This window comes from Jonesia denitrificans DSM 20603 (genome assembly GCF_000024065.1).
Classification (GTDB): Bacteria; Actinomycetota; Actinomycetes; order Actinomycetales; family Cellulomonadaceae; genus Jonesia; species Jonesia denitrificans.
The window spans coordinates 1,043,384-1,061,578 of the sequence record NC_013174.1; the positions used below are offsets into that span (position 1 = coordinate 1,043,384).

At 55.7% G+C, this 18,195-nt stretch carries 18 protein-coding genes; 13 read left to right on the plus strand and 5 right to left on the minus strand.

The annotated features are described in order from the left end of the window. The first annotated feature begins 59 nt into the window (after nucleotides 1-59). From ffh to JDEN_RS04980, 12 genes are all read left to right on the plus strand, one after another. On the plus strand, nucleotides 60-1,637 hold the full coding sequence (gene ffh / locus JDEN_RS04925) for a signal recognition particle protein (RefSeq protein ID WP_015771267.1): 1,578 nt from the start codon (nucleotides 60-62) through the stop codon (nucleotides 1,635-1,637). 1 nt (nucleotide 1,638) lies between these two features. Beyond that, on the plus strand, nucleotides 1,639-2,715 hold the full coding sequence (locus JDEN_RS04930) for an amidohydrolase family protein (RefSeq protein ID WP_015771268.1): 1,077 nt from the start codon (nucleotides 1,639-1,641) through the stop codon (nucleotides 2,713-2,715). Between the two features lie 195 nt (nucleotides 2,716-2,910). After that, the gene (rpsP, locus tag JDEN_RS04935) at nucleotides 2,911-3,321 is read left to right on the plus strand and encodes a 30S ribosomal protein S16 (RefSeq protein WP_015771269.1); all 411 of its coding nucleotides are present in this window, start codon (nucleotides 2,911-2,913) and stop codon (nucleotides 3,319-3,321) included. Continuing rightward, complete coding sequence (locus tag JDEN_RS04940; protein ID WP_015771270.1) at nucleotides 3,321-3,560, plus strand: RNA-binding protein; 240 nt, start codon at nucleotides 3,321-3,323, stop codon at nucleotides 3,558-3,560. Before rpsP ends, JDEN_RS04940 begins: the two co-directional genes overlap by 1 nt. A gap of 81 nt (nucleotides 3,561-3,641) precedes the next feature. After that, nucleotides 3,642-4,196, plus strand: coding sequence for a ribosome maturation factor RimM (rimM, locus tag JDEN_RS04945; RefSeq protein WP_015771271.1), 555 nt, complete (start codon nucleotides 3,642-3,644; stop codon nucleotides 4,194-4,196). Next, nucleotides 4,193-5,077 (plus strand): tRNA (guanosine(37)-N1)-methyltransferase TrmD, encoded by an 885-nt coding sequence (gene trmD, locus JDEN_RS04950; protein ID WP_015771272.1) that lies wholly within the window; start codon nucleotides 4,193-4,195, stop codon nucleotides 5,075-5,077. Before rimM ends, trmD begins: the two co-directional genes overlap by 4 nt. A 127-nt stretch (nucleotides 5,078-5,204) precedes the next feature. Further along, nucleotides 5,205-5,561, plus strand: a complete 357-nt coding sequence (gene rplS / locus JDEN_RS04955; RefSeq protein WP_015771273.1) for a 50S ribosomal protein L19 — start codon at nucleotides 5,205-5,207, stop codon at nucleotides 5,559-5,561. Nucleotides 5,562-5,720: 159 nt separating this feature from the next. Beyond that, on the plus strand, nucleotides 5,721-6,434 hold the full coding sequence (lepB, locus tag JDEN_RS04960) for a signal peptidase I (RefSeq protein ID WP_226926599.1): 714 nt from the start codon (nucleotides 5,721-5,723) through the stop codon (nucleotides 6,432-6,434). Nucleotides 6,435-6,448: 14 nt separating this feature from the next. Further along, nucleotides 6,449-7,363 carry a ribonuclease HII gene (locus tag JDEN_RS04965; RefSeq protein WP_226926598.1) on the plus strand — a complete coding sequence of 305 codons (915 nt, stop codon included), beginning with the start codon at nucleotides 6,449-6,451 and terminating at the stop codon, nucleotides 7,361-7,363. Nucleotides 7,364-7,370: 7 nt separating this feature from the next. Next, nucleotides 7,371-7,670, plus strand: coding sequence for a DUF2469 domain-containing protein (locus JDEN_RS04970; protein WP_015771276.1), 300 nt, complete (start codon nucleotides 7,371-7,373; stop codon nucleotides 7,668-7,670). A 158-nt stretch (nucleotides 7,671-7,828) separates the two neighbouring features. Then, nucleotides 7,829-8,218 (plus strand): YraN family protein, encoded by a 390-nt coding sequence (locus JDEN_RS04975; protein WP_015771277.1) that lies wholly within the window; start codon nucleotides 7,829-7,831, stop codon nucleotides 8,216-8,218. Then, nucleotides 8,215-9,237 carry a YifB family Mg chelatase-like AAA ATPase gene (locus JDEN_RS04980; RefSeq protein WP_015771278.1) on the plus strand — a complete coding sequence of 341 codons (1,023 nt, stop codon included), beginning with the start codon at nucleotides 8,215-8,217 and terminating at the stop codon, nucleotides 9,235-9,237. The genes JDEN_RS04975 and JDEN_RS04980 overlap by 4 nt, the downstream gene beginning before the upstream one ends. Nucleotides 9,238-9,256: 19 nt before the next feature. On the opposite strand, the gene JDEN_RS04985 is transcribed toward JDEN_RS04980, so the two are convergent. The 5 genes from JDEN_RS04985 to JDEN_RS05005 all read right to left on the minus strand — a co-directional run bounded on the left by JDEN_RS04985 (nucleotide 9,257) and on the right by JDEN_RS05005 (nucleotide 16,647). Beyond that, on the minus strand, nucleotides 9,257-10,108 hold the full coding sequence (locus tag JDEN_RS04985) for a deaminase (protein WP_015771279.1): 852 nt from the start codon (nucleotides 10,106-10,108) through the stop codon (nucleotides 9,257-9,259). 194 nt (nucleotides 10,109-10,302) lie between these two features. Beyond that, the gene (locus JDEN_RS04990; protein ID WP_015771280.1) at nucleotides 10,303-12,042 is read right to left on the minus strand and encodes an ABC-three component system protein; all 1,740 of its coding nucleotides are present in this window, start codon (nucleotides 12,040-12,042) and stop codon (nucleotides 10,303-10,305) included. Continuing rightward, on the minus strand, nucleotides 12,042-12,290 hold the full coding sequence (locus JDEN_RS04995; RefSeq protein WP_015771281.1) for an ABC-three component system middle component 6: 249 nt from the start codon (nucleotides 12,288-12,290) through the stop codon (nucleotides 12,042-12,044). Before JDEN_RS04995 ends, JDEN_RS04990 begins: the two co-directional genes overlap by 1 nt. Beyond that, the gene (locus JDEN_RS05000; protein WP_015771282.1) at nucleotides 12,287-13,222 is read right to left on the minus strand and encodes an ABC-three component system protein; all 936 of its coding nucleotides are present in this window, start codon (nucleotides 13,220-13,222) and stop codon (nucleotides 12,287-12,289) included. The genes JDEN_RS04995 and JDEN_RS05000 overlap by 4 nt, the downstream gene beginning before the upstream one ends. A 743-nt stretch (nucleotides 13,223-13,965) precedes the next feature. Then, entirely contained in the window at nucleotides 13,966-16,647 is a 2,682-nt protein-coding gene (locus JDEN_RS05005) for an ATP-dependent DNA helicase (RefSeq protein ID WP_143713247.1), read from the minus strand. Between the two features lie 168 nt (nucleotides 16,648-16,815). On the opposite strand from JDEN_RS05005, the gene dprA reads away from it, so the two are divergent. Continuing rightward, nucleotides 16,816-17,955, plus strand: a complete 1,140-nt coding sequence (gene dprA / locus JDEN_RS05010; protein WP_143713250.1) for a DNA-processing protein DprA — start codon at nucleotides 16,816-16,818, stop codon at nucleotides 17,953-17,955. The last annotated feature ends 240 nt before the right edge of the window (nucleotides 17,956-18,195 follow it).

Here is an 18,195-nt window from a genome sequence, read left to right on the forward strand (position 1 = left end):
GCTTGGCGGGTAGGCTAGTGCTTTGACACTGTCATTATTTTGCGAATCAAGGGAAGCACGTGTTTGCATCGCTGTCTGATCGGCTGACATCAACTTTTAAGAACCTGCGGAGCAAAGGACGCCTCAGTGAGGCGGATATCGATGCTACGATCCGCGAGATTCGTCGTGCTCTGCTGGATGCGGATGTCGCGGTGAGTGTGGTTCGTGACTTTACCGGGGCAGTGCGTGAACGTGCGTTGTCCGCTGAGGTCTCGGGGGCTCTTAACCCTGCCCAACAGGTTGTGAAGATTGTTCACGATGAGCTGGTGACGGTCCTTGGAGGGACTGCTCGTCCTCTTCAGCGCGCCAAAACTGGCCCCACAGTCATCATGTTGGCTGGGTTGCAGGGGGCAGGTAAGACGACGCTTGCTGGCAAGCTGGCCGTGCACTTGCGCGAGCAGGGCCACACGCCGATGCTGATTGCGGCTGACCTGCAGCGTCCGAACGCCGTGCAACAGCTGAAAATTGTGGGCGAGCGAGCCGGTGTGCCCGTGTATGCGCCACACCCCGGCAACCAAGGGGAGGGGGCTACGCCTGGGTTGTCGGCTGGTGACCCGGTGGCAATTGCCCGTGCTGGGTACGAGACCGCAAAAGCGCGTCAGCATGACACGGTCATTGTCGACACGGCTGGTCGTCTTGGTGTTGATGCGGAGCTCATGGAGCAGGCCGCTGATATTCGTGACGCAGTCTCACCGCACGAAATTCTTTTTGTCATCGATGCGATGATCGGCCAAGACGCAGTGGCTACTGCTCGTGCGTTCGCTGATGGAGTGGGCTTCACTGGTGTGGTCCTGTCCAAGCTTGATGGTGACGCCCGTGGTGGTGCGGCATTGTCGGTTGCTAAGGTCACCGGTCAACCGATTTTGTTTGCCTCAACTGGTGAGAACCTCACTGATTTTGAGGTCTTTCACCCTGATCGTATGGCTAACCGTATCCTTGATATGGGTGACGTTCTGACTCTCATTGAGCAGGCAGAAAAGGTCTTCGATCAGCAAGAAGCTGAGCGAATGGCGCAGAAAGTCGCTGACGGTCAGGATTTTACGCTCGCGGATTTCTTGTCTCAGATGCAGCAGCTCAAGAACATGGGCTCGATGAAGAAAATGTTGGGCATGCTGCCGGGGATGGGGCAGATGCGCGAAGCGCTCGACAACTTTGACGAGCGTGAAGTGAACCGTATTGAGGCGATCATTCAGTCAATGACACCTGCAGAACGGGACAACCCGAAAGTCATCAATGGGTCCAGGCGCGCGCGTATTGCTCGCGGTTCAGGGACCACTGTCCAGGAAATTAACCAGTTGCTGCAGCGGTTTGAGGCAGCTCAAAAAATGATGAAGCAGATGGCCAAGGCTGGTCCTGGTGTTGGTGGTGGTATGCCAACGATGGGGAAGATGCCTGGCGTGGGCAAGCGTGCGGGGGCTCGTCAACCGAAGAAGGACAAGAAACTCACCCCACAACAGCGTGCTGCGGCCGCCCGGAAGGCAGCTCGTGACAAGCAGCAAGGGAACAGTTCTGGAGGGGCATCGTTCGGTGTGCGCAAGGACATTGACGCCTCATCAGTGGAATTGCCGTCAGGGTTCGACAAGTTTTTAGGCCGGTAACGTGTCTGTGGCGTGCGTGGAACTCAACGGTTCCATTGTCCTAAACAATGGAACAACAGTGACGCGCGCCTGGTTAACAGACGAACTCACCACCGGTGCACCAGCGGGGAACCCAACACAGACATTGACAGGGTTCTTTTTCCCGGGCCTTGTCGATGCACACTGCCATATAGGGCTTGATGCACAGGGGGCAACCAGCGATCACGCTGCCAGGCAGCAAGCTCATGCGACCTGGCACAGTGGGGTAACTCTCGTGCGGGACGCAGGCTCGCCACGGGACACCAGGTTCCTTGATGGTGAGCCAAACACGCCGTCGATTATCCGTGCCGGGCGCCATATTGCCCGGCCCCGGCGATATATCCGTCATTTCGCGTGGGAACTCGATGATCCTCAGCAGTTACCTGCAGCAATCGAGGCCCAAGCGAAGGCGGGTGATGGGTGGGTCAAAATCGTGGCGGATTGGATTGATCGCTCCACCGGACAACTCGCTCCATTGTGGACACGGCGGCAGTTAGTGGAGGGGATAGCGCGAGCACATGACCTCGGTGCTCGAGTCACCGCACACACTTTTTCTACCGCAGCGTTGGACGATCTCTTTGATGCAGGTATTGATGGCATCGAACATGGCACAGGGATGACAGCGGACCATATGGCGCGCGCAGCGGATGCTGCTGTTCCTGTCACTCCCACGCTGCTTCAGGTGGGGCGCTTTTCTCAGATTGCGGATCAAGGCCACCGGTACCCCTTGTTTGCCCGGCAGATGCGCGCCATGGGTGAGCGCCGCTATGACCATGTGGCACACATGGTCGAGGCGGGCGTGAAACTGCTGGTTGGCACAGATGCAGGTGGAACTATTGAGCACGGGCGCATCGCTGATGAATGTGCCGAGCTGGTTGCTGCGGGTGTGCCCGCCCCTCGGGTCATGGACGCAGCGACTTGGCAGGCGAGAGCGTTCCTCGCGGCAGCACCGCGGGCTGCGAGGTTACCTGCTGCGGTGGTGGGGTACGAGAACGATCCGCGCCGTGATATCACTGAGCTCCACCGCCCACGTCACATTGTCGCACCGTGGCGTGGGTGACTGTTGGTGTGTCGTGTGACGCATTCATCCATCCGGCATGTAGATCAGGAGAGATGTCTCTGGCATAATCAATGCCTGTACTCGACTTCTTTGGCCCCTCTCACCAAAGTCAGTTGTGTCCGGGTGGCGTCACCTCGACTGTCCCCACGCTCGACGAGACCCACCACTCCATCCGAAACAGGAGAAACCACTCAAGTGGCAGTCAAGATCCGTCTTATGCGCATGGGTAAGATCCGTGCACCGCACTACCGTGTCGTTGTGGCAGACTCACGCAGCCGTCGTGATGGTCGCCCCATCGAAGAGATCGGGAAGTACCACCCCACGCAGAACCCGTCATTCATTGAGATCGACTCAGAGCGTGCGCAGCACTGGCTCTCCGTGGGTGCACAGCCCACTGACCAGGTGCTCAACCTGCTCAAGATCACAGGTGACTGGCAGAAGTTCAAGGGCCTTCCTGGGGCAGAGGGTCGCCTGAAGACCAAAGACGCAAAAGCTGATCCAGCTGCTGCGATCTCCAAGGTCAACGACGACGCTGAAAAGGCAAAGGCTAAAGCAGCGCAGTCGGCACCAGCTGACACCGCGAGCGATGCTTCGGAAGAGGCCTGATGCTTCCCGACGCACTCGAACACCTCGTGCGGGGAATCGTTGACCACCCCGATGACGTCACGGTGCGAACAAAGCGTTTGCGTCGCGGTGAACTTCTTGAAGTACGCGTGCACCCAGAAGACCTCGGTCGAGTAATCGGTCGTTCTGGTCGTACTGCGCGCGCGTTACGCACCGTTATTGGTGCGCTTGCCGGTGATGACACGGTCCGTGTCGACGTCGTTGACGTCGATCGTCGGTGACCTTTAGCGCGAACGAACGAGTGAGGCTCGGCCACTATTGTGGCCGGGCCTCGTCATGTTAAGTGGACAAGGAACTCAGGGATGCAACTGAAAATTGGAACAATTGGTAAGGCGCATGGCTTGCATGGTGAAGTGTCGGTGATTGTCACAACTGATGTTCCCCAAGAGCGCTTTGTGCCTGGCCACAAGATCGCCACACAACCAGCAGATCGTGGCCCGCTCACTGTGACACGGCAGCGTGCCCACCAAGATCGCTGGTATGTCACTTTTGAGGAAATCCCTGACCGTACCGTTGCAGAGAGCTACCGTGGTGTTGAGTTGGTGATCGAGGTTGATCACTCCGATGAAGACGACGCTTGGTACCCGCACGAGTTAGAAGGGCTGGAGGTTCGACGTCTCTCCGGTGCGCGAGTGGGACGTGTGGCAGGGCTTGAGCCTCTCCCTGCTCAAGATGCATTGATTATTGATGAAGATGGTGGCGAACGCGTTTACCTACCGTTTTTGAAGATTTTTGTCCCAACAGTTGATGTTGCCGGCGGCTATGTGGTGATTGATCCTCCTGGTGGGTTGCTTACCGAGGATCGTGACCAGTTGGTTGTTGTCCGCGATGATGATGGTGAGCAGTTGTCGTCATGATTATTGATGTCGTCTCCATTTTTCCCGACTATCTTGCCCCATTAGGTTTGTCGCTGGTGGGCAAGGCCCGCGAGCAAGGCACAGTGACAATCAACGTTCACGATCTGCGCCAGTGGACCACGGACCGTCACCGCACTGTGGATGACACTCCATTGGGTGGTGGCGCTGGGATGGTCATGAAGCCTGACGTGTGGGGCCAAGCCCTCGACTCGGTGTTCGCGCACGAGGAGTTGATTGCGCCCCACGGGGACAAAGAAGCGGCAGGTGTGGTGAGTCCGGATGGTGCTGTGACTGACGGAGGGGAATCCCCACCACGTCGGGTACTCATTATTCCGACCCCGTCGGGTCAGTCGTTTTCGCAACGCCATGCCCATGATCTTGCGACTGTTGACCATATTGCCGTGGCTTGTGGCCGCTATGAGGGAATCGATGCGCGTGTTGCCGATCACTACCGGGACCGTGGCATTGAGGTGGCGGAACTCTCTATCGGAGACTATGTCCTCAATGGGGGTGAGGTCGCTGCGATGGTCATGATTGAAGCGATCGTCCGACTGATCCCGGGCGTCGTGGGGAATCCGCATTCGCTTGTTGAAGAATCTCATGGTGAAGCAGGACTGTTGGAATACCCAGTGTTCACCCGTCCTCCTTCCTGGCGTGGTCTCGATGCGCCCGCAGTTCTTCTCTCGGGTCACCATGGGCGTATTGCCCGTTGGCGGCGGGACCAATCCCTTGAGCGAACTGCGCGTCGGCGTCCTGACATGATTGAGGCCCTTGACGTCACAGAGCTCGATGCGCATGATCAGGCGCTGCTCACTGAGCTGGGATTCATTGTGACCTCACACGGAGTGTGTTCCTCATCAGTAGGTGATGTGGCACAATAGTGTGTTGGTGTGCCAACAGTTCTCTGCCATGGGGGAGAACAACCGGATCTATCACGCCGAATCATGACAACGCCGAGCGTGATGCTCGCCAGATCGTTCCTGACCTGTGGCAGGGCGAGGAGAAAACATGCAGAAGCTTGACTTCGTGACAGACAGCGCCTTGCGCACTGACATTCCCACCTTCCGTGCCGGAGACACTGTGCGCGTCAACGTTAAGGTTGTGGAAGGTAACCGTTCTCGTATCCAGGCCTTCCAAGGGATCGTTATCCGCCGTCATGGTGGGGGAATCGGTGAAACCTTCACCGTCCGCAAGATGAGCTTTGGAACTGGTGTGGAGCGTACCTTCCCGTTGCACGCGCCAACCATTGACTCCATTGAGGTCATCACCCGCGGTGATGTCCGTCGTGCGAAGCTCTACTACCTGCGCAAGTTGCGTGGTAAGGCAGCGAAGATCAAAGAAAAGCGTGAGTCTGTCGCTAAGTGACCTTCGAGTCACTGTGACATGGTGTACCGCCCAGGGCGGCTCCCGCAAGGGGGCCGCCCTGTGGCGTACACTGGGTGGGCACCGCCGCCACTGACGCGATGCACCACAACGCTGACAAGCAACAATGCGTTGCACGGACAACCGAACGGCAGGGACCACGTGAGCCAGCACACCCCACACCGCGATGCCCCGCGCCCAGGGCGACTGTCACTGCTCAAAGAAACAGCAATCATTGTTGTGTCTGCGCTTGTGTTGTCGTGGCTGATTAAAACATTCCTTGTGCAGGCGTTCTTCATTCCGTCAAGTTCCATGGAAGACACTCTCCAGATTAACGACCGGATCCTTGTGTCTAAGATGACGCCTGACATCTTTGACATTAATCGGGGAGACATCGTTGTGTTTACTGACCCTGGTGGTTGGTTGAGCGGACACGAGGTTGACGACACCCCAGGGCAAAATGCTGTTCGTTCAGCATTAACGTTTATAGGAATCTTGCCGCAAGATGCAGGTCAACATGTTGTGAAACGTGTGATTGGTATGCCGGGGGATAGGGTGACGTGCTGTACCGCAGATGGACAACTGACTGTCAATGGACAGGCAATCGACGAAACTCCGTACCTGAAAGAAGGGGTAGCTCCTTCCGCCGTCGAATTCGATGTGATCGTTCCTGAGGAATCCTTATGGGTCCTTGGTGACAACCGGTCAGACTCTGGTGATTCCCGGTTTAACATGGGTGGCCCCGGAGGCGGCTTTGTGCCCTATGACGATGTTGTCGGTACTGCGTTCGTTACCATGTGGCCGCTGGATCGACTTGCGTGGCAAACCAATCCTGGTGAGGTTTTTTCTGACGTTCCAGCACCTGCTGGTTCGTAACATAAGGCAGGTACATGATGGATGAAGACACTCCTGCGCTTTTTGAACTGCGACAGGCAGTTCCCCCTGCCACCTACGGTCTCGGTGAAGTTGAAGAACTTGACCTGGGAAGCACACACGCCCCGGGGCACAGTGATGACCTTAGCGAAGGCGAGCCGCCGCAAAGTGAAGAACTCGCACTCTGGGAAGAAGCCACGCCACGAGCTCGCCGTGCCACTCGAGTCTGGGCAGACCTTACCCATGAGCGTTCCTTATTTGACCGTGGGGCTCGCCTTGTTGCCGGTGTTGATGAAGTGGGACGTGGAGCTCTTGCAGGACCAGTCGCTGTTGGTGTGTGCGTGGTTGACCCCACAACTCAACTACCGCCCGTGGGTCTTACCGACTCCAAAGAACTCTCACACGAAGCCCGCGCACTACTTGTCCCTATGATCCAAGGGTGGGCCGTCGCTAGCGCAGTAGGGCTAGCAACACCCGAGGAAATTGACGAGTGCGGGATTGTGGGAGCGCTACGTTTAGCCGGGCAGCGTGCGCTTGGGGAAATCATGCAACGTCTCGGACCAGTCGACACCGTCCTTCTCGATGGGTCCCACAATTGGTTAAGTGAACCAGTTCAAGATCTCTTCGACGCAGTGACATCAGACCAACAGACGATCGACGGGTATGAAGAGCCACGGGTGGTGACCAGAGTCAAAGCTGACCTGGCGTGTGCGAGTGTTGCTGGCGCATCAATTCTTGCCAAAGAACACCGTGACGCGATCATGAGGGAACTTGACCACGATTTTCCCCACTACGGCTGGGTGACGAACAAAGGCTACGCTTCCTCAGGTCATACGTACGCGCTGACAACCCGCGGGCCGACACCACACCACCGGATGTCTTGGCGTTTGCCCGGCGTGGACGCGGACGCAGCCGTCAACGGTGAGGCATGATGGAACGGTGAGTGCTGAAGAACTCGAGAACTACGAAACTGACCGTGAGCTAGCGCTCTACCGCGAATACCGTGATGTCGTACACCTCTTTTCCTTTGTGGTGGAAACAGAACGACGCTTCTACTTGGCGAACTCCGTTGACCTACAGGTGCGGACAGCAGCAGGTGAGGTGTTCTTTGAGGTGGCGTTGACAGATGCCTGGGTGTGGGATGTGTATCGGTCAAAACGCTTTGTGAAATCCGTGCGTGTTGTGACTTTCAAGGACGTGAACATCGAGGAACTCACGCCGGCGGAGATCTCTTTGTAGCGATGACGTCTCTCCACGCGGTGTTGTTGGTTGACCGACTTATGCGGTTGTCCACAGTGCTATGACAATCCCCTGACCACATGTGACACCTCAGCCAAGACCGCGAACCCACGCGACCCGCTCGCTTCCTGCCACGATGACGTGGACGAGAGGAAGCCATGACCACACGCACCTACACCCTTGGGCAAACCGGAGAAACCTACGCCGCGCAGTGGCTACAAAAGCGCGGGTACGCCATCCTCGAACGTAACTGGCGTGCCGCCTATCCTATGCGCGGAGAAATTGACATCATTGCACGCGATGGAGCAACGCTCGTCATCGTCGAGGTGAAAACCCGCACAACACAACACTGCGGTCATCCCAGTGAAGCAGTGACCCCACGCAAACTCACCCAGTTACGCAGACTCGCAGCAGCCTGGCTCACGCACGCTGGAGTCCGCCCACGCGAACTTCGCTTCGACGTGATCTCTGTTCTTGCGCCATCTAATCGATATGCCACCCCCACGAACGAATGGCACATCGATCACTTGAAGGACGTGCGCCCATGACACTTGGACACGCACAAGCAATGAGCCTACTCGGACTCGACGGACATCATGTTGTTGTTGAGGCGCACCTCGCCAACGCTCTTCCTGGGTTTACAATCGTTGGGCTCCCAGATGCATCTCTCACAGAAGCAAAAGAACGGGTGCGAGCCGCGATCGCTTCTTGTGGTCTGACTCTTCCACCGCGAAAAATCGTCGTAAATCTTGCCCCTGCATCACTCCCTAAATCTGGCTCCGGTTTTGACCTTGCCATTGCGGTGGCAGTCCTTCGGGCCAGTGGGATTCTCAGCGACGAACACAACGACACAATCTACTTAGGAGAACTCTCTCTCGACGGAACCCTGCAACCCATTCGTGGGATTCTCCCAGCACTCCACGCAGCACAAGAAGCAGGGCACACCCGTGCAGTAGTGCCACACGGTAACGCCATCGAGGCGCGTCTTGTTCCAGGCCTCGCCATCACTGACGTAAGCCACTTACAAGAGCTACTCCCACATCAACAATCTGTAGCGCCTCGTGCCCCCAACAGTGCCCATGCGTCAACGCGAACGCGCGAGCGCACGCCGACACAATGCACCTCCAAACCAACGTCCCCACCTGACATGAGTGACGTCATTGGGCAGGTGAGTGCACGTCACGCTCTGGAAGTCGCTGCAGCTGGAGGTCACAACCTTCTTTTTGTTGGGCCGCCAGGGACCGGGAAAACAATGCTTGCAGAGCGAATGTCTACTATTCTGCCGCCTCTCACAGATGAACAAGCAGTGTCGGTGACATCAATTCACTCGCTGTCAGGCACGCTCAATCCTACGCAAGGGCTGATCACTCAACCCCCGTTTGAGGCGCCTCACCACACGGCAACTCCGGCTGCAATCATTGGTGGTGGCTCAGGAACTCCGCGCCCAGGTGCCGCATCTCGTGCGCACCATGGTGTGCTCTTCCTTGATGAGGCTCGCAGGAACATTATTACACCTTGGTTGCGGGGCCCCAGAGTTTGTGATCGCAAGGGTGTAGCGTCGAACTGATTCAGACTCAGCGCGTTGGCTAAGCGCCTGCCGAACTGCGCAAGCGAATCTCCCATTTGATAGTGACCGATACATGGCCAGTGCCACCATAGTCCGCGGTGGGTTCGATAGACGTGACTTTGCAGAGTACATGGCCATGCTCGTTACGCATCACACCGATTGACCCAACGTCGATCTTCGGTGAATGGTGTCCGAAGTCGAGAGCATCAGGGTCGTCGATTTCGTTAAACTGCTCCGCGTACCGGGTGTGGGCGACGACGCCGTGGCGTCCTCCATTCAAGTAGATCGCATTTGCGCCACAGTTTGTCCATCGCGTTTCCCAAGTAGGCGAGTCTTTTTCTTCATCAAGCCTGATCGTGAAGCGCCCTCCGTTCTGCGTGAAATCAAACTTCGCGCCCGCGCTCACGCCGAAGCCATTAGTGAACACCCTCGTGAAGTTTGTTCCTGCTTCGTGCGCTTGTTTTCTGAGATCCTTTGGGAAGTCACGCAGCCCTATTCCTCGGTCGCGAAGGTGCTTCCAGCCAAGCCTGTAGACCTGGGGGTTCGGGTCATACTCGCCGATGTGGACTTCGACGATACCTGCCTCGGCAACCAACTCCGCGCAAGGGACTCGGGATGTGCGTGAGTTGGCACACGGCTCCATAGTCGTATAGAGAGTCGCGCCTTTGACATCAACGCCCTGCATTTCGGCCTTGTGTAACGCGATCTGTTCCGCATGTAACTTGTCTATTTCGCTCTTGTAGCCCGTCGCCAGGACGGTTTCGCCTCGTGCGATGACGGCTCCCACGCGGGCGTTATCGCTGGACTTCAATGCTTCTTCGATCGCTTTTTTCGCGTGAGCGTGTTCGACTTCACCGACAGAGATAGGCACTGGATCCGTCCCTCACCCGTCCCGCATGTTCGAAGTGCGGCCAAATTGGTACCCGCAAATAGGGTGAACATTCCATTCCGGACTTAATCGCATACGGCGACGACATGCCAACTCGAAGCGACGTTAGGCGTTGTGCGCGGCGACAGAGTTGCGCAGTGCAGCGTGTGTTTCGGCAGAACTGTTTCATATAAATGTTATTCAAAGTGGAAGCCAAAAAGGCCGCCATCATCATAGGCATCAGTTAGGCGGGGCTCGATGATGTCGTCTCTCACGGAAGGGTCGAACGGGGTTGCTTTCGCGAGGTCATCGCTGTTCATAGTTGCGATGTATTGGATACCTTCCTCGCCGCACACCGTTGCGGCGAGCTTGAGGGCTTCGCCGACCTGACGTTCGTCCACACCATCGAAAAGGTGGCTGTCGTGGACGAGGAAATCCGGTCCACGACCATTACGGTGAGCAAGCACAGCACACGTCAGATCGAAACAGAAGATGACCATCTTGCCAATACCTTGACTGTTCTCTCCTCCGATGTGGGGGGAGATATGTAAGCTCGTATCAAGGGCAGTGATGTCCACGTATGCGTCTCGGCCCGGGCCATAGAGTGCAGTGGTGAATCGTTGGAAAAGAATATTGATGTCCGTAATGTGTGACTCTCGCTCGACAAGATCACGGCTGATCTCCTGTTGCAGCTTGCTTCGTTCAAACTTGATCTCTGCTTGAGTGGCTTCGAGTTGTTTGGCTGTTTCGAACCTGTCGGTGACGGTCTGTAGTTCAGAGCGCGCAACGGAGAGCTGTTCTTGCAACCCCGTGAATGCGTCGAGAGCACCACCGTCGTGTAGAGTTCGTAGGAGGCTAGCTTGTTCGCTTCCTAGACGCTCACGTTCCTCTTGCCGTTCCTCGAGTCGTGATTCAGTACTGGTTATCTCTTCTTCGAGGTACGAACGTCTGTTGGAGAGAACAGATTCGTGGAAGGCTTGGACATCGTCGTAGTGCCGCAGAAGCGCGTCGGGCAGCACGACGCCGAGTTCCTGATATGCACGGTGTAGGTAGCTGACGTCTGGTTCATGTTCATCGCGAAGGGAGTCCCGCAAATCCTGGAGATTGCGTCGATCGGCAGCATCTTCAGTTCTCATGCGGCGGATCCTTGCATCAATTTCGTCTGCACGAAACTGAAGAAGTTCATACTCGGGCACGACTTGGAAAGCCGCGACCTGCTTTTCGAGGTCCCGCGTTCGGACGCTGGCCGAAGCAACTTGGCCCCGAAGTTCTGACACAGTGCCGACAACCAGGCCAAAAGCAGGATCCTTCATCGCCTCCCTAAGCTTGCGGCGGAGCGACTCCCGACCGGCGAGTTGCTTGTACTCTGCTGCGAGTCTCCAGTCCAGACCTAGTAGGTAGGCGGCGTTCGTGGTCGCGTCGGCGATTGACTGAGTCGGATAGGTCCTCACCGGGTCATCAAGAGCACGCTGGCTTATCCTGCGGATGTAGAGCGACAGCAGAGTGCGGGCGCTCACGCCCCCGTGTTCCTCGGGGAACGCATACAGATCCCGTCCGATCGCTGCGACCCACTCTGGGATTGTGGCGTTCCCGGCGGTCTCGAGGAGAGCGGACTCAGCTGCGACGTTCGGCTCTAGGAGTACCCGGCTCCGTTTGCTCAGTGATCGACTTACGGTCACCCTTTCCGTCGCAGTAGGCCAGTCCAACCGCAATGTGAACGTGTCGGCTTGGAGCGCAGAGTTCTTGAGTACAGAGCCTCTGAGGTCACGCATCCCGAGAAGAAAGTGTAGGATCTCGATGAGCGAGGACTTCCCAGCACCATTGCGGCTGTCCGTGTCGGTGGACCGCTCCGTCTTCTCCGCAATCAAGATGTTGCGGCCGGGTTTGAATGTGATCGATTTAAATCGTTCATTGCTGGATTGAAGTTGCCGGAGCATCAGCTCACCCGCTTTCTATAGAGCAAGCCGTCTTCGTAGTGGACCGTCCCGAGGGCATACAGAAGATCCAGCGCAAGCACAAACCATGAGAACGGCAACGCGGCACCATTGTCATGGCGGGCACGCCATGTCTTGAGCGCTTTCCACGCTTGACTAACCGTCATGGGCTCTTTCAGTACCATCGAAATCTGAGCGCCGACGGTCAGTAGTGCACGTTGCGGCGCGATGCCTTTCGTCGGTTCGATCATTGCGTAATTACCTGGCGTTGAGGCATCCAGCCATCGGGAGCGTTCTCGAAGATATCGCAGCTCTCGAAAAAGTAGGCTAAAACAGCGGTCTGTGCGCGATACGCGGGTGCGGAAGCGACTCGGTTCCCTGCCAGGAACTCTCGGAGCCGGAGCAACACATCCTCAGGCTCGAGGCCAGCACTCACTGCCTCCAGATACTCCGAATGAAATCGAGCCGCGACCTCGTCTCGCTCAGTAATATCGATTCTTCGCTCGTAGTAGTCAGAAATCATGGCTGAGTGCCTCATGCCGTAGCGCAGCTCGGACTGGCTCTCTTCCGTCAGATAGCTGTAGTTGAGCTTGTACACGGAAACCGCTTCAATCGGCGCTGGAGCAGCGTCCGGCGATCGCTGAGAAGCTAAATCCGCGAGCAACTCTTCCATCTCCTGCAACCCGACAGCTACGGCGTATTGCAGTGGTAACTGCTTCTGCAAGAGTGCTTCAACGTCTTGGCAATCCTGTTTACCGAGCAAGTCTCGGAAATGACGCATTCCCATGAGTTCGAAGGAAACACCGGGGTAATCGTTCCGGGCCTTTGCCAACGCTGCCGAGATTCCTGGATGTACGCCGCGCACATCGTTGTGCACAAATACAAAGGTCGTGAACTGGTCGGAGCGTTTGGCTATTGCTCCTTCCAAATCGGATTGAAATTTTCGTACGGTGGTCTTTGCATCTACGGTTTCAGGAGCGTAACACGCGTAGAGTTTCTGGTTGAACAATTCGAGGCCGTCGCTGGACTGATCGCCAAGCCTGCCAGCGGTGCGAACATCGACGAATCCGGGAACGCATAGGACCATCAGGTCATGAAAGAACGCTTCGAATGAATTGCCGTGTAACTCATGGAGGTGTGCCCAGAGCACTCCACGCATAGAGAGGCGCTCGTAGAAGTCCAAGCAGCCCTCCTCTCAAATTCTGCCCACCCATAGCCAGAGGCTATCAAATAACAGTGCTGTCCTGATGGAGGACTCACGTAGTGACTGGAACCATCGCCGTTGGTCCGCGAGCAAATACCCATCTTCCAGCGGATCGGCTATGGCCCAAGCAGGAGTGTGCGCGCGTCAGGTCCGCTGCTCAGAAGCGAATGGCGTGCGGACACCTCTGGCTGGTCAAGTGGCGCGGCATCTGCCAGCGGCGGAGGTGGCGGAACCTTCGGTGGACGCCCGGATTAGACTATAGGTATTGAATCACTGGGGTGTACTTTCCATTCCTTGCTGAGACTCGCGAGATCACTACTACACCTCATGAAGTGATTCCGGCGGCATCGATCTGATTCGTAAGAAGCCGCAAAGTTTTAGCTACTGCAGAGTGAACCAAGCTGCAGCACGGGGATGAACCAGTATCGGCATTGCGGACTCTCGCCTCAAGGAGCGTGACCGTCATCCGGACATCACGAGCGAATGACCGCGAAACTATGACCACGCTTCGGGTAGCTCGAAGCGATAAGCCTCTCGGTTGTGGTGAGTGATGTCTAATTGGCGGTGTTGGCATATCGACGTACTTTTATACCTACTGAGACGGCATTTTGTTGAGGCCGCGCCCCGGGCGGGCTTAGCGACCAGTCCACTCAAAAGCCTGGTCATGGCTTGCACTCACACCTAGTTGACCGTGCAAAGCTGGGACTGGCCGCCAACATCTTCTAGATTTTCTGTCTCGCTTTCAATAGTCCGAGATCCTTGTTTTTCGGCTGCTCCTGGAAACTGTCAATGATTCGTCGTTGCGCTTCGGCGCTCCAGTAAATCTTGAGCCGACTCTTGGAACGAGTGATGGCCGTGTAGAAGATGTTGTGGGTGATCTGATCCTCGTTGCTGTCGGTGATCACGAGCCGAACATAGTCGTATTCGAGCCCTTGTGCCTTGTGAATTGAAACTGCATATGCGACTTGGAAGGGCACTACTGAGGTCTTGTGTTCGTCGGTATCATCCTCATCGTTATTAGCTCGATGGAGGACTGTGAGCTTCACTGTTTGGCTATCAATGAATTCAAGACCTGATTCTTCAGCCTCCTCCTCAGTAAAAATCTTGCCAAGGAGACGAACAGTGAAATCTATGTGACTGCCATAGTCTTCTATCCCAGCCAGAACACCTTTGAGGTTGTTGTATATAAGCGGCCTGTACAAGCTCAACTCATTGAACAGCACAGGGTCTCCAACCTTATAGGTCTGCTGACCCCAGACGACCGGAGGGTTCTGGTTTGTGCTCTGTAAGAAGCCATTGATGTTATTTATCCCGTAGAGACCGTCATAGTTCAGACAGAGTATGATCTCGTCGCTGCTCTCATCGCCTCGCTCAAATATCGATTCATTCAGCTTCGTTGAGTATCTGCTCCGCGCCATGAACTCCTCAATGTTGTCTTCACGGTGCCTCACTGCATCCCAGAACATGAGCAGATTCTTGTCTGTCGTACGGAAGGGTTTCGTCAACTCAAAAATGGAGGTCGGCGGGATAACTTGACGAGCAAGACTGAACCAATTTCCGAACTTGATAGATCGAATCTGATAGACATCGCCCACAAGTACCAGCAGGTCAAAGCTGGTCTTCTCAAGTACTTTGATGAGATCTTCATTGCTGACAGTGCTGCACTCATCTATGAAAAGTATGTCGCAGCTTCCACCTTGGTTCTTGTGGCTCGCAATCGTTCGGAACTCACGGTTCGTTCCGACTCCCACCCTGTGCCGGAGGTTGTCTACTGCTGGGTGAGTTTGCGCAAGATAAAGCTTGTTGGAATCCGCAAAGTACTCCGAGACGTGCTTGATCATTGTTGATTTTCCGGTACCAGCAGCACCGTATATCAAGGCGACTTTGGATTGCGAGAACAGTTCACGAATCGCTGATCGCTTGACTTCATCTCCAATGGGATACACCCCACTGTCCAGCCACGCGTCGACTGATGCGGTGTATCCTTGCACCCCTGAGCAGCTCAGCTCATCGAGGCGATTAAGGATTCTTGCGCTGGTCTCTTCATACTCCTGGATACAAACGTGACCCTTATCAAGGATGAGAGTCCGACCTGGGTGAGAATTGGGCAGTCGTGCGTTGTAAAGCCGTGAAAGGCGTTCTACGTCGCCGAAGCTTGCAAGCTCAGCGATGGGCGTGTAAAGCGAGGCACGCTGTTCCACGTTGGATCGAATTCTTCGTGCGAGCATTTCATGCTCTCTGCCTTGAAAACCTACTGAAGCGAAGACATCAGCAAGCGGCGGATTGTGCTCAGCGAGCGATGCATAGAATGGCATCTTCTCAAAGGAATAGGACTTCCTTCGGATCCTGGTGTCACCCAGACCCTCCTCGCCCCAAGAGGTCTTCTGTCGTTTGATCCATTCGTTCCGTGCGCGGAAAAGGAGATAGCGAATCACGTTTGTTCCGACTTCTTTCCGCCGACAGTAAGTGCGTACTTGGACGAGCAAATCTCTGATTCTTGAGGTGCTACTCGCTTCCGTCATGCGATCCATGAGTTCAGCAAAATCATGATCCGAAAGGTCAATGATGTCCAGAAGACAGTAGTGATAACGAGTCATATAACTCATCAGTACTCGGTAGTCTTTGCTGCGCCGAATTCGTTCCATATCCCCGAAGAGGCGACCAAGGTTCTCAAATTCACATGGTCTAACGGAGACCGACCATGCCCTGATCACCCGAATCGGCATCTTTTGCTTGAGCACGCCTATTTCATGATCAACGAGTTCAAGGTCAACAGCGTGATTGTCTAGGATTTCTAGGTCTGTGAAGGCGATGAGCCTGTCGAATTTGCTTGACCATCCGACGGCAGGGGTGAAAGTCACCTCGTACATGATTCGTCCCCCAACAAAAATTGGGACGATCTTGTGAATATAGAAGTTTGACGAACGGCTAGGCAAGCGAGGATTCAGCTTGTCTTCTAAGACCCGTTCTGCAATCTTCTGGTGATACTCGGTAAGCGCAGGATCCAGGTCGAGCGGGAAGTCGCTCAGATTGTGAAAGATCTCGATCTGGTGCGCGGACCACAGATACTGCTTGATCCTTAACAGATACTCGTAGTACTTGAGCATCAATCGCTCAGCTCCATCACCATCAACCGTGTAGTGAGAAGCTGAAATATCAAGATGGCCGTAGAACTTGTGTAGGAACTTCAAGTCCCCTCGACCGGCGACGTACTTTTTAGCTTTATGAAGACCGCCCCAATTGCTATCTGTCGTCTTGTCGCCCGTGAAGGCGAGCAAGCTCACCTGATCAACTAGATTTCGGGCCTGTGCGAGAGCATTCTGCGAAAGCAGCCCTCGGTTCATCGAAAGTTCAGCGATATTGTTGCTAATCACTTCATCAATTGCCGCGATTTCCTCAATCACTGTGGCCACTCTTACTGCCCTCAACTTTCGTTAGCCCGTAGCTCGCAACGATAAACAAGCTCCTGAGCTGATTATCTCAACAAACACAAACAGTTGGGCTTAGCTCATGAGGCGTCCCATGTGTGGTCGTTGGTTCGGGATGCCGCAGACGAAGGAAGTCTGCGATCGGTGCGTGCTCTGACAACGCTCGCCGATATGCTCGGCTATGACAGTGCTCAACAGCGAACTGGGCTGGCCAAGTGGGCGCAGCGGTGGAACGCTCGTATGCCTGCGGTGGACAATGAACGAGATCTGCGCGCCGCAAGAACCCTCGGCGCGCACTTGCTTACCCCATCCCACCCTCACTGGCCTCGCCAGTTGGATGACCTCGCAGAGACGTCGCCCTGGTTGTTGTGGGTGCGAGGTAAGAGCAGCATGGTGAATGCAGACGCTTCGGTGTCCATCGTTGGTACGCGGACACCGAGCGCATACGGTGACTACGTCGCACACGCCATTCTTGCAGGAATAAGCACATCAAAGATCCTCGTGGTGTCCGGTGGGGCATATGGCATTGATGCGCACGTCCACCGTGGTTCTCTCGAACACAACCTTCCCAGTGTTGCCGTTTTAGCTGGTGGTGTTGACCGTCTCTACCCCCAAGGAAACAAAAAACTCCTGCAGCGTCTCATCGACCACGGCGCTCTGGTCAGTGAGATGCCGGTAGGGGTAGCGCCCTCGCGAGTGCGCTTCCTCCGCCGAAATCGCATTATTGCCGGTTTGGGTGACGTTACAACTGTGATCGAGGCAGCATGGCGCTCTGGGTCTCTATCCACCGCGCACCATGCTGCAGGGTTGGGGCGCGCGGTCATGGCAGTTCCTGGACCAGTCACGTCTGCTCAGTCGGCTGGATGTCACCGTCTCATCGCAGAAGGGTATGCGGCCCTCCTTGGCCACCCAGCAGACCTTGAAGCCATCGTCAACCACCGGTCATCGGACCGCAGGGAACGTCACGCTGACATAGGTAGTGACCAGCGGGAAAATAGTCATGCAGAACCAGGAGTACAAAGGGCCGGAGACATGACGGGGTCGCACCGGCAAGACGATCTCTTCTCGCGCGAGAGTGACTCCCTCCACGAGGGCGAACGGCTCGTGTATGACGCCCTAAGTCCGTTCCGGGCTCGATTCATTGATGACCTCGTGGCCGCAAGTGGCCTGAGTCATCTCGAAGTTCGAGAAATTCTCGGTATTTTAGAGCTGAAACAATTAGTGATCTGTGAACAGCAAGGTTACCGGCGAGTAGCCGAAAACCGCTCACCTGGAAAGTATTGAGGCTGGTGGAGGAGAAAATGTGAAGAAAGAGTGAGGGGGGCCAAGGGGATGGGGCGGGCATTTTTGGGTTTAGTGTTGCTGGAAAACTCACTCCAATATCGCATGGGGACTAGTGCCCATTGGAGTTTTCTAATAGTCTACTCTCAACGAACGCGGAACTATTGCGATCCTCGCGCCAGTCGCTAAAGTGTGCTAGGCATGCGAAAGGGACGAAAGGCCCAGGAGGCAATGTTGATTAAC